Origin of the sequence: Candidatus Brocadia sinica JPN1, from assembly GCF_000949635.1 — a bacterium.
GTDB classification, from domain to species: domain Bacteria; phylum Planctomycetota; class Brocadiia; order Brocadiales; family Brocadiaceae; genus Brocadia; species Brocadia sinica.
Genome location: NZ_BAFN01000001.1, coordinates 3,137,109 through 3,149,593, shown reverse-complemented (window position 1 = coordinate 3,149,593; position 12,485 = coordinate 3,137,109). Strand labels below are relative to the sequence as shown.

At 42.3% G+C, this 12,485-nt stretch carries 6 protein-coding genes, 1 tRNA gene and 1 pseudogene; 6 read left to right on the top strand and 2 right to left on the bottom strand.

Annotated elements, in window-relative coordinates; all coding sequences use genetic code 11:
- Window positions 1-355: 355 nt before the first annotated feature.
- Both BROSI_RS19230 and BROSI_RS14290 read left to right on the top strand, forming a co-directional pair.
- Window positions 356-478: pseudogene (locus BROSI_RS19230) on the top strand (ParA family protein); the annotation flags it as partial.
- A gap of 156 nt (window positions 479-634) precedes the next feature.
- Window positions 635-708 (top strand) — tRNA-Ile (locus BROSI_RS14290).
- 15 nt (window positions 709-723) lie between these two features.
- On the opposite strand, the gene BROSI_RS14285 is transcribed toward BROSI_RS14290, so the two are convergent.
- Both BROSI_RS14285 and BROSI_RS14280 read right to left on the bottom strand, forming a co-directional pair.
- On the bottom strand, window positions 724-2,880 hold the full coding sequence (locus BROSI_RS14285; RefSeq protein WP_052564471.1) for a tetratricopeptide repeat protein: 2,157 nt from the start codon (window positions 2,878-2,880) through the stop codon (window positions 724-726).
- A 180-nt stretch (window positions 2,881-3,060) separates the two neighbouring features.
- A complete protein-coding gene (locus BROSI_RS14280; RefSeq protein ID WP_052564470.1) occupies window positions 3,061-4,278 on the bottom strand; it encodes a porin in 1,218 nt (405 codons plus the stop codon).
- 686 nt (window positions 4,279-4,964) lie between these two features.
- Between BROSI_RS14280 and BROSI_RS14275 the strand changes: the two genes are divergently transcribed.
- The 4 genes from BROSI_RS14275 (at window position 4,965) to metK (ending at window position 12,292) form a co-directional block, all read left to right on the top strand.
- Window positions 4,965-6,728 carry a formate--tetrahydrofolate ligase gene (locus tag BROSI_RS14275; protein WP_052564469.1) on the top strand — a complete coding sequence of 588 codons (1,764 nt, stop codon included), beginning with the start codon at window positions 4,965-4,967 and terminating at the stop codon, window positions 6,726-6,728.
- Between the two features lie 397 nt (window positions 6,729-7,125).
- Window positions 7,126-9,741 carry a preprotein translocase subunit SecA gene (gene secA / locus BROSI_RS14270; RefSeq protein WP_052564468.1) on the top strand — a complete coding sequence of 872 codons (2,616 nt, stop codon included), beginning with the start codon at window positions 7,126-7,128 and terminating at the stop codon, window positions 9,739-9,741.
- 134 nt (window positions 9,742-9,875) lie between these two features.
- The gene (locus BROSI_RS14265; protein WP_082059222.1) at window positions 9,876-11,129 is read left to right on the top strand and encodes a 3-deoxy-D-manno-octulosonic acid transferase; all 1,254 of its coding nucleotides are present in this window, start codon (window positions 9,876-9,878) and stop codon (window positions 11,127-11,129) included.
- Entirely contained in the window at window positions 11,126-12,292 is a 1,167-nt protein-coding gene (gene metK, locus BROSI_RS14260; protein ID WP_052564466.1) for a methionine adenosyltransferase, read from the top strand. The genes BROSI_RS14265 and metK overlap by 4 nt, the downstream gene beginning before the upstream one ends.
- Window positions 12,293-12,485 lie beyond the last annotated feature (193 nt).

The following is a 12,485-nucleotide window of genomic DNA, read 5'->3' as shown; positions in this document are numbered from 1 at the left end:
CAATGGTGTTTGGCATTAAAAGTGTAAAAAACGGCAATGTGAAAACAAGAACGTAGGAGTTGTGAATTTTTGTCAAGTGCCGAGATTGATAAGCTGATTGAGACCGCCAGGGGTGAACACCGAAACGCGACTGTAACTCTACTTGCTTATCGCACGACTTGAGAGTTTCCGATCTTATGTACTTCTGCTGGTCGCAGTTTGATTTAAAGCACGGATTATTCCATGCTGTCAAACACAAGAACATATGAAAGCACAAATCTACTTTATGGCATAGAAACGAGGGCATTGCAAAAATCAAATCCGTTGTTTGTTCAAGAGATTCCGCTTTATGAAATAGTAAAAAATGTCTTAATCTTTGAATAAAATTATCGCTATTATTAACCAAAAGGGCGGAGTAGGTAAAACTACCACCATAAACATGGCTTCTGGACTGGCTATGGAAGGGAAAAAGGTGCTGATTATTGATTTAGACCCACAGATCCCACACCACCATAGGCTTAGGGGGAATTGATCCAGCATGGTATAAGATGACCATTACCGATATTTTGCCATGGTAAAGACAAGCCAGAATGGGCTATTTGAAAATGAAATTGAAAAGGGATAAGATTTTGTTATAATTTTACATTATCTGCACGGGCCCATAGCTCAGCTGGTCAGAGCAGCGGACTCATAATCCGCGTGTCCAAGGTTCGAATCCTTGTGGGCCCACATTCATTTACATGATCATTTTAAACGATTCAAGACCTGCCTGATGTCCTCTTTTTCCACCTGAGAGGGATCAATCCTTAATAATTCCTTAAGATAATATTGAGACATTTCTCTATCATTTTTGCTATCGAGGTATAAAAAAACGAGATTTTTGTGAACATTTACGATGTTTGGGTTACGTATAAGAATTTTCTGGAATACGTCTATAGCCTTGTCTGCCAGGCCCAATCCGCGGTATAAACTGCCGAGTGCATAGTGAGCATTGAGATTGTTGGGATCGAGCCGAATTACGATATTATATTCATTGATGGCTTCAGATTGTTTTCCCAATTTTTCATAAGCAAGCCCCAAGTTATAATGGCCTTGCGGCTGATTTGAGTCAATCGCAAGAGCCTTTTTAAACTCAGCAACGGCTTCATATATCTGCCCTCTTCTTGCATAATTTACACCCAAATTGTTCCGGGCAAGTATGTATCGGCTGTCGTAATAAAGGGACTTCTGAAATTCCTCCATGGCCTTATCGTGTTCTCCAGTTGAATCATAGATACTGCCAAGCCCATTATGGGCATGTGAATAGTTCGGCTTTATCCTCAATGCCTCCTCATACTCCGATCTTGCCTTGTCAAGGTAGCCCTGATTATAGTAAATGTTGCCCAGATTATTATGAGGTTGCGCATAATTTCTGTCCAGTTGAATGGCTTCTTTGTATTCTATAAAGGCCTTATCAATAAGGCCCTGTTTGCTATAGACTGCGCCAAGGTTGCTATGAATACTGGCATCTTTAGGGTTTATGTTTAACGCAGTCTGATATTCCATTTGTGCCCGTTCTATAAGACCTCTTTCCATGTATACATTTCCCAAATTGCAATGGGCACGATAGCTGTCAGGGGAACGGGCGATGGTTTTCGTCCACAATGTAAGTTCGTCCCGCCAATTCCCATTCTTCCAGATAATAGAAACCCCATATCCCCCGATCATTAAGGTCACCAGGACCAGCTGTACTATTTGCCTCAATGGAATGGCGCGTGTAGATAAGGTACGGTCTGTAATCCGATAAATGAGAATCCCCTTTAACACACAAAATCCCATTACCGGAATATACAGATATCTCTCTGCCATGATGTTCCCTATGGGAATGATATTCATAACGGGCAGCATTGTGACAAAGAACCACACCATCCAGCAGGCAAACATATTCCTTGTTTTGCACAATATCGCAAATATGGTAAAAATTGATATCAGGAAGGTTACGGAAATAACAGATGACGCTTCCAGTGGATGTGTTGCAAGAGGGACTATGTAGTCCGCATTAAGATTTAGCGGAAAGAATGATAGTTTGATATAGGACGCCAGTATTGTAATCATGGTGAAGACATTGACCCAGAAACCACCGGGTTGATAGGCAGTTTTTAATGCCGGATTACTGAATACCATAAATCGAATTACAATGTAGAATAGGGAAATCGCAAGATACCCTATATAGATTCCTTTAAATCTTCTCGCAAGGGCTGGCCATGGCCTTTGATCGGAAAATACCACAAACAACATAAGCAGGCTAGGAAGGGTTATGGCCATTTCCTTTGAAAAAAGGGCGCACAGATATGCTACAAGAGAAATTGCATAATAAACTATAAATCGACTCTTTTTGCCGGTTTCCCGATAAAGAAGGGTATCGGATTTTATAAAATAAGTAAGAGAGACAAGGAGAAAGGTTGCGGATAAGAGATCTTCCCGATAGCCGACGGCATTTACGGTTTCCACAAGTAGAGGATGTGTGACAAAGAAAAAAATTGAAAATAAAACAATCTTATTGTTGTCTAAAATGGTACGAAGGAAAAGATAAAAAAGTACCGAATTTCCTGTATGCAAGATGACATTGGTAAGGTGAAATCCAAGGGGATTTAAGCGCCAGATGGCATAATCAAGAAAGTATGAGATTGTGACAAGGGGGCGATAACTCATCTCCCCTGAAAGAGAAAAATAATCTTTCGTAAAGATTTTGGGCAGATACCTCCATTCCTTAACGAAGGAATTTTCCACAATAATCTTAAAATCATCATAGACAAACCTGCCGTGCGTTGCATTTAAATAAAGCAAAAAGGAAAATGCGGATATGAAGATGAGAGTAAATACAAAAAACTGATTCTCCTTATAAATTGATCCGTTTTTCATTATTTTACAATACTGAATTTTTGGTGATTTTGCAAACGCAGAATAACCTGAAAAAAATCATTTCCTTATAAATGCAAATCCCCCTATACCTACCTTTGTAAAAGATGGCATAGGGGGATTGCGTAATTTCTGGCATTCACAATAAGCGTGAATGCATTTCTGGTCTAAATAAAAAATTTATTAGAACAAATAGGCAAGATCAATTGCGGTTGTAAGCTCATCGTTATGACCGTTAAATATATCTTCGCTGGCTTCGTCATAACGAACTTCGGGCCTGACAAGTAAATTCTCCCTGATCTTAAAGTTGGCTGTAACGGTAACTTCCCAGAGATGAAGAGCAGCAACTCCTATCCTGGCTCCATCATGGTCATCAAAATACTCACCTCTTAGCGCTAAGCCAAAGTAGTCGGTAATATCCTGATTAATAATACCAGAGAAACCCCACCATTTACCATTGCCTTCTCCTGGCAAGAAACCGCCAGCCGACCCTGCGGCACCTTCTTCTGTACCAAAATCAAAATTAAGGTTAAAAGCCGTCTTTTCAAAAGGTTTTAATGCCAGAATCAAATCCCAGAAATGCCTTATATTTCCATCGGCGTCTGGCGCAATGTCTTCATCTTGTTCGGCTCCGTGGCTACCATTAACGATAAAGTTTGTATTATCACTTATTTTCCAGTTGAACTGATACCCGAAGGTTTTGCTATCATTATTGTCGACAAAGGTATCCCAGCCATTCACAAGATAACCTGTCACGGTTAAGCTATCCAATACAGGATAGCTTACGGCCAAGCCCGTATTGGTAAACGGGATTGCATTCTGATACAGGAGTGAACGGGAAAAGTTTGGGTTATCAACGCTTTCCCAGAGTTCTGCCCCGATCCAGGTGGCGAATTTACCGAATTTAAAATCAATGCCCTTTCCCACAGGCGCCTTGTACGTCACAAAACCCTGACTTACAGTAAAATCATCGTCATCAACCCTGCCATCGCTCGGTAGGAATGTCAACCTTTGTGCAATTTCACCATAATTTGTGGTAAACCCAAAGCCGATGGGGTCTTTTTCTGTGGATGGCTTGAAAACGGAGATTTCAATATTGTCCAGGGTAAAGGAATTGTTTTCTCTATCGAATGCCCTGACATCTATCCAGTCCCCCTGTGCCCCGTCGCGGGCAAAACCACCGGCAGAACCCCGCTGATCATCCGGTTTTGAGAAATTATAACTATAATACGTATCAATAAAACCACTTATTTCTACGCCTTTGAAAAAGCTGGCTAACTTGCCCTCTTCCGAGGAAGCCATCGCTAAAGGCGCCACTTCTTCCGCAAAAGTCGATGAAGCGAAACCTGTCAGCGCACAGCACAATATGCCAGCCAATCCCCAATTTTTTACATTCTTCATTTAAAACTTCCCCCTTTCCTTTCTAAGGATCTAGTGTTTTAAGTTACCTGTTTCAGATTTTCCAAGGTCAAAAAAATAAAAATAAACAATCAACTAGATCTGCTTTACTTAACATACATATTTATATAATTCTGAAATCTACCCCCCTTTCTCCCACCTCACAATAAAATTAAGCAAAAAATATACCACCACCTTATATATACGGTACGAATAAAATTTTTATCAATACTGAATTATGATTACAACACAACACGCAAAGAAATAAACGCAAGAACAACAACTACTTACAATACCACCAATTTCAAATCAACTTTTGACAAAAAAAATTATAGGCCCTGTATTTCAAAGACACCCTGATGGGAAAATGGCATTTACATCCTTTTCCACTGTCAAAGATTTAACGATAAAGTGGACGATATGAGACAGTTAATTTAGTTAAAGACGCCTTATGACACGCTGCATTGTATATTTATAAAAATCCTTGTCAATAAAAATCCCAAAATAAATCGAAAAAATCCAGACAATCCACAAATCATTTTTCTTGACCTTAAAAATTTTCTCAGTATAATTGACCAATTCTGATATCCAGGAACAGACCATATCCTTTACCTGTTCCAGGCCAAGCAGTCATTCGTTTGTAGTGCATTTGAATTTTATTTAAAATAACCTATTAAAGGAGGAACACTATGGCGCTGGATCCCACCAAGCATGCAGATTGGGAAATAGCAGAAGATGCTGAAGCCCGAATGAAAACAGTGTATCAATTAGCTGATGGGTTAGGTCTCATGAAAGAGGAATTACTTCCACATGGACACCATGTAGCAAAAATTGATTTCAATAAGGTGCTGAACCGTGTCGGAAATAAACTCGATGGAAAATTTATTGATGTTACCGCTATCACCCCAACTCCGCTTGGTGAGGGAAAATCTACTACGACCATCGGACTGGTGCAGGGTTTGGGGAAGAGAGAAAAAGATGTAATCGGGACAATTCGCCAGCCATCAGGTGGACCTACAATGAATATAAAGGGTTCTGCTGCTGGTGGCGGACTTTCCCAGTGTATCCCCCTAACCCCGTTTTCTCTTGGATTAACAGGAGATATCAATGCCATTATAAATGCCCATAACCTTGCCATGGTCGCTCTTACATCCAGAATACAACATGAATTCAACTATGACGATGAGAGGCTAAAAAAAAGTAATTTAAAACGGATTGACATCGACACCGACAGGATTGAAATTAAGTGGATCATTGACTTTTGTGCTCAGGCATTGAGAAAAATTATCATCGGTATTGGCGGCAGGATGGATGGCTTCATGATGGAGTCTGGCTTTGCTATAGCAGTGTCCTCTGAGCTTATGGCAATTCTTTCCGTCTCCAAAGATTTAAAAGACATGAGAGAAAGAATCGGCAAGATGGTTGTCGCTTACGACAAAAAAGGCAAACCGGTAACGACGAGCGATCTTGAAGTGGCCGGCGCCATGACCGCATGGATGGTGGAAGCCATCAATCCGAACCTCATGCAGACCATCGAAGGGCAGCCGGTATTCGTTCATGCTGGTCCTTTCGCCAACATTGCCATCGGCCAATCCTCGATTATCGCAGACAGGATCGCCTTAAAATTGGGTGATTATGTGGTAACCGAATCGGGATTTGGGGCAGATATTGGGTTCGAAAAATTCTGGAACTTAAAATGCCGTTACTCCGGGCATAGCCCAAATGCGGCAGTAATTGTCACCACTGTCCGTGGTATGAAATGTCATGGCGGCGCTCCCATCCCCGTACCCGGACGTCCTCTTGACTCGTGCTATAAAGAAGAAAATGTTGCATGGGTGGAAAAAGGTACAGAAAATCTTGTCCACCACATCGAAACGGTAAGGAAAGCAGGAATCAACCCTGTAGTTTGTATCAATCATTTCCATACAGACACAAAAGCTGAAATTAATGTAATTCGCAAAATAGCAGATGCGGCCGGAGCCCGCGTAGCCGTGTCTTATCACTGGCTGAAAGGCGGAGAGGGCGCCCTGGAACTAGCCGATGCCGTGATTGATGCATGCAATCATCCCACTAATTTCAAGTTTCTCTATGAATTAAGTACCCCTTTAAAGACGCGTATTGAAATGATTGCAAAGGAAGTTTATGGCGCCGACGGGGTTGATTTTACCCAGGAGGCATTGACAAAAATCAAGGCATTGGACAACGACCCTGATATCTCAAAAATGGGGACTTGCATGGTGAAAACACACCTGTCTGTCACGGATAACCCGCAATTAAAAGGCGCTCCGAAAAACTGGAGACTCCGCGTGCGTGACATATTGACCTTTAAAGGTGCTGGGTTTGTCGTACCAATGGCAGGAGATATTAAACTCATGCCGGGAACAAGTTCCGATCCCGCATTCCGACGTGTGGATGTTGACGTAAACACAGGAAAAGTAAAGGGACTTTTCTAATTTCTTGTCTACTCAGACAAAACAAGGAACACCTTCTCCGGATACCAAAAGATTTCGGGTTTCCCGGAAAGAGTTCGATAGACCAATCGAAACATTTTCAACCTGGATTAAGCCAGTTTTTACTCTGTAAACAGAAGCTATCGTTTAAAGAAGGCTGTTGAACACAAAAGGGATCAACAGCCTTCTTTTTCATTGTTATTCCCAAACATTACCTTGACATATATATCTATATTTGCTTACAATAGTTACATAATTGCGGATTCTTCAACTTTGAATTTTTCGCTGGAGCCACTGAAAAAGCCCGCGGGGCAATTGTATGTATCATTCAAGTGTACAATGAAACGTATCACTTTGTTTTATGTAAATTATTAAAAAAATACAAAAGGCATAATTACCTATGAGTTTTCTAACGAAAATATTTGGAACATCAAATGAGAGGATACTTAAGAAGATAAAACCTATTATAGAACAGATCAATTCTCTCGAACCCAAGATGATGTCATTAACAGATGCTGAACTCCGACAGAAAACGGATGCGTTTAAAGAAAGATTATCCAAGGGGGAAACCACAGACAATCTCCTGCCAGAAGCATTCGCCACTGTGAGGGAAGCGAGCCGGAGGGTTCTTATTGCTCCCAACCCTGACAGTCCCAATCGCACTATGCGACACTTTGACGTTCAGCTTATTGGTGGTATTGTTTTGCATGGGGGAAAGATTGCCGAAATGGCAACTGGTGAAGGCAAGACACTGGTTGCTACCCTTCCCGCGTACCTGAATGCACTCTCAGGAAAAGGCGTCCACATTGTTACCGTCAATGATTATCTGGCAAAACGCGACAGGGATTGGATGAGCCCCTTATACGAATTTTTAGGGCTAAAAACTGGTGCCATTCAGTCAAATCAGCCATACGAAGAAAAGAAAGCCGCTTATTTATGCGATATTACCTATGGAACAAACAACGAATTTGGTTTTGATTATCTCCGTGATAACATGAGGGTCAGGACGGAAGAACAGGTGCAGATTAGCCGCGGTCTGAATTATGCCATTGTCGATGAAGTTGATAGTATATTGATCGATGAGGCGCGTACCCCCTTAATTATCTCTGGCCCTGCAGAAGAGTCTACAGAAAAATATTATATAGCAGATAAAGTTGCCAGACGTTTAAAAGCCGGGAAACACTTTGAAATAAAAGAAAAAGAGCGTATGGCTCATCTTACCGAGGAGGGTATTGAAGAAGTAGAGAAACTCCTGAATGTTGACAGTATTTACACCGACAGGAATATGGAGTGGCCTCACTACATAGAGCAGGCGCTTAGGGCCCACCACCTGTTCAAAAACGATCGGGATTATATTGTCAAAAGCGGTGAGGTAGTCATTGTAGATGAATTTACCGGGCGCTTAATGGAAGGTCGTGTATGGAGCGATGGACTTCATCAGGCAGTACAGGCAAAGGAGCATCAACGCATCAAGGAAGAAAACCAGACACTGGCTACGATTACCCTTCAGAATTTTTTTCGATTGTATAAAAAACTTGCCGGGATGACAGGAACGGCAATGACTGAGGCTGCAGAATTCGACAAGATCTACAAACTGGAAGTTGTTGCTATTCCCACAAACAAACCTATGAGTCGTACAAATTTCCCGGATCGGGTTTATCGGACTGAAAAGGAAAAGTTTGATGCCATCATTAAAGAGATTGCAGAGGTACATAAAACAGGCAGGCCAACACTGGTCGGAACAGTTTCCATTGAAAAATCAGAATTGCTGAGTGAGAAACTCATGAGAGAAGGCATTGAACATGAGGTGTTAAATGCCAAGCAACACGAAAGGGAGGCACATATCGTTGCAAAAGCCGGGCAGCGTGGGAATGTGACAATTGCAACGAATATGGCCGGAAGGGGTACAGACATTGTTTTAGGTGAGGGTGTTGCATCTCTTGGAGGCCTTCATATCGTAGGCACCGAAAGGCATGAGGCTCGGCGCATTGACAACCAGCTTCGTGGACGTGCCGGCCGTCAGGGGGACCCCGGTTCATCCCGCTTCTATGTATCGCTTCAAGACGATCTGATGCGTATTTTCGCCTCTGAGCGCGTTAGTTCACTCTTGAAGACCTTTGGGATGGAAGAGGGTATGGCGATTGAGCACTCAATGGTCTCAAAGTCCATTGAGAGGGCACAGAAAAAGGTCGAGGAGCACAATTTTGAAATACGGAAACACCTGCTCGAATATGACGAAGTAATGGACCAGCAGAGAAAAATGATTTATTCTCTGCGGCAGGATGTGCTTGAAGGCAAGAATATCCGCGATTATATTTTCCAAATGATGGAGGATGGTATTAAGGAGGTAACAGCTTTTGCTTTTGGCACAAAGAGCGGAAGAGATGAGGAAGAACCCTTTGATATTGCAGATTGGTTCAGGCAAAAATTCGGCTTGTCTATTGATCTCAACGAGGTTGAGGAAAAGACGCGTCAGAATGTGGAAGTTTTTTTGATAAAGAAAGCTGAAGAGGCATACGAAGCAAAGGAAAACGCCATTGGCAAAGACGAAATGGAAAAAATTGCCCAGATACTCCTGCTGGAAAAAATCGACACAAAATGGAAAGATCACCTCTATGCCATGGACCATCTGAGGTCAGGCATTGGCCTCCGCGGCTATGCACAGGTGGATCCAAGAATAGAATATAAAAGAGAAGCACTGTCTATGTTTGAAAGCATGAATTTATCGATTCGAGACGAAGTAACCGACCTTATATTCAAATTGCAATTAGGCAAAGAGGCGGAGAGAAAAGATATATGGCACCCAGACCACTATGTTCACCAGGAAGTCTCGGGATTGGAAACGATTCAGGAATCGCCAGTTGCTGCTGCCATTCAGGGTACAAATGCGAACTCAGAAGAACAAACCGAGCGAAAGATTGAGCCTATCAAAGTCGGGATTAAGGTAGGCAGAAATCAACCTTGCCCATGCGGTAGTGGCAAAAAGTTCAAGCAGTGTTGTGGCAGGGTAAGTTGATTTGAGTTTTTTACTCTCTGAATAATACTTGCGAAAGTCACATGAATAACCTAAAAATCCATCCAACCCTGCATGTCGACAATCTTTGATGCCGTTTATATAACAGCGCTCACTTTTGGCTCGCCTTATTTTTTTTGAAATTCATAACCAGCAAGCGCTATCGTTCCGGTTTGCCTCAACGTTTGGGGTGGATTGAAACGAGGGAAAGAAAAAAACCATGCGTATGGATTCATTGCGCTTCCGTTGGAGAGGTTTTAACAGCAAAAGCACTTGTAAAATCTATCGAAAAAGAGTTTAATTATTTAGATATCGTTGTCACTACCAATACCAATACGGGTTTGTCTGTTGCGAAACAATGCTTTCATGACAAAAAGACTTTTTATTTCCCTCTCGATTTGAGTTGGGTGACTGAGAAGGTACTGAGTACCATACAACCCATTTGCGTGATATTGATCGAATTGGAAATATGGCCTAATTTTTTAATAGCAACGGCAAAAAGGCATATTCCAGTTGTTTTACTGAATGCCAGAATATCAGAAAAATCGTTCAAATGGTATCGTATGGTCAGGAAACTATCAAAGGGATTCTTTGAAAGTTTAGCCACGAGGGACAATGCCTTTTGTGCAAGGACCGAGGCCGATGCAACTCGTCTTATGAATTTAGGCATATCCGAGATACAAATCCTTATTACAGGCAATATGAAATTTGATAATATGGTAACTGACGTCCCGGAAGACACGAAAAAACGGTTAATGTGCCTTTTGGAAATTGACAAAGACGATAAGGTCGTTGTTTGTGGCAGTACTCATGGGGGGGAAGAGCGCGTTATTTTAAAAATCTTTAAACACCTTTGCACAAAAATTAAAAAACTAAGACTGATTTTGGTTCCACGACATATCGAACGGGCCGACACTATAGGCAAGCTTATCGAGTCCATGGGGCTTAGATGGATAAAGAAGACCGCACTCGACAAAGGAAATAAAATAGGCGAATCTAGATATGAAACAGTTATTCTTGTTGATACCGTCGGGGAATTACTTGCAACATATAGCATTGCCGATTGTGTTTTTGTCGGGAAAAGTCTTGTGCCGCTTGGTGGACAAAACATGATGGAACCAGCAGGACTTGCCAAGCCAGTTATTGTTGGTCCGCATACGTTTAATTTTCTTGAGGCGGTTCAGTTATTAAGAGAAGCTGATGCCATAAAGGTTGTTCAGGATGAACCGTCACTATTAAAAGAAATGATGTATTTATTGGAGCATCCGGACGAAGCACAGGAAATAGGTAAGAGGGCACAATCGGTTGTAATAAAACAACGGGGTGCTACCGATCGTAATTTAAAAGTGTTAAGGAAAATTTTATTGAAGGAGAGGACAGTATCAGTATGAAGAAGGGAAGGCATGTATTTACCTCAGAATCAGTATCCATGGGACACCCAGATAAGGTCGCTGACCAGATATCTGACGCGGTGCTGGATGCAATGCTTGAGCAAGACCCGATGAGCAGGGTAGCGTGTGAAACATTGGTGACGACAGGTGTTGCCTTTGTAGCGGGAGAATTTACCACAAAGGCCAATGCAAACATTCCCGATATTGTAAGAAATACCATAAAAGAAATCGGTTACAATGATGCTTCAATGGGATTCGATTATAATACCTGTGCGGTTCTTACCAGCATAGGCAAACAATCACCAGATATCTCACAAGGGGTGAGTGGCGAAGGCCTCTATAAGGAGCACGGGGCTGGTGATCAGGGAATGATGTTTGGCTATGCTTGTAACGACACCCCTGAACTCATGCCGCTTCCTATTATGCTAGCTCACAGGATTATTATAAAACTCGCCGAACTAAGGCAAAACGGGACATTAAAATATCTCCGCCCCGATGCAAAATCTCAGGTTACCATTGAATATCAGGATCATACGCCTGTCAGGGTACATACCGTAGTTATTTCTACCCAACATGCGCCGGATGTAAAATATGAGACCATAAAAGATGATATGATTGAAAAGATTGCGAAACAGGTGATACCAGTAAACCTCATGGATGGTAAAACGATTTATCATATAAATCCCACTGGACGTTTCGTGATCGGTGGTCCCCAGGGGGACTGCGGCTTGACAGGGCGAAAGATTATCGTGGATACGTATGGTGGATGGGGGCGTCACGGTGGTGGCGCTTTTTCAGGAAAAGACCCAACGAAGGTTGATAGAAGCGCTTGCTATGCTGCCAGACACATCGCAAAAAATGTAGTAGCTTCCGGCCTGGCAGAACGGTGCGAAGCACAAGTAGCTTATGCTATTGGTGTGGCAAAGCCCCTTGCCATCCACATCGCTACGGAAGGCACAGGCAAGATCCCCGATGAAAAGCTTACCCAAATTTGTGAAAAGGTTTTCGATATGACCCCAAAGGGTATTATTGATCGGTTAAAACTCAGAAGACCGATATACAAGATTACCGCCAGACACGGACATTTCGGTCGTCCAGAAGACACCTTTACGTGGGAAAAGACCGATATGGTAGATGCCCTGAGAAATGCTGCTGACATTTAAAAGTAAGCAATTTGCAGTATCAAGGGGCATGTTGCAACATGCCCCTTGATGCCAAGGCAGTGTCCTACCCTTTATCCACAAATTGATACTGAATTTATTGCTGTCGCCCGTTTGAGCCGCTCGGCAGTTTTATGCGCCAGTACTTTAACACCACATTCGGATTTCAACACACGATGCCAATCTTCTATGCGTC

Excerpts from the sequence above, each read along its gene's own strand:
- metK (WP_052564466.1), top strand. The coding sequence starts at position 11,126 with ATGAAGAAGGGAAGGCATGTATTTACCTCAGAATCAGTATCCATGGGA.
- secA (WP_052564468.1), top strand. The coding sequence starts at position 7,126 with ATGAGTTTTCTAACGAAAATATTTGGAACATCAAATGAGAGGATACTT.
- BROSI_RS14285 (WP_052564471.1), bottom strand. The coding sequence starts at position 2,880 with ATGAAAAACGGATCAATTTATAAGGAGAATCAGTTTTTTGTATTTACT.
- BROSI_RS14275 (WP_052564469.1), top strand. The coding sequence starts at position 4,965 with ATGGCGCTGGATCCCACCAAGCATGCAGATTGGGAAATAGCAGAAGAT.
- BROSI_RS14280 (WP_052564470.1), bottom strand. The coding sequence starts at position 4,278 with ATGAAGAATGTAAAAAATTGGGGATTGGCTGGCATATTGTGCTGTGCG.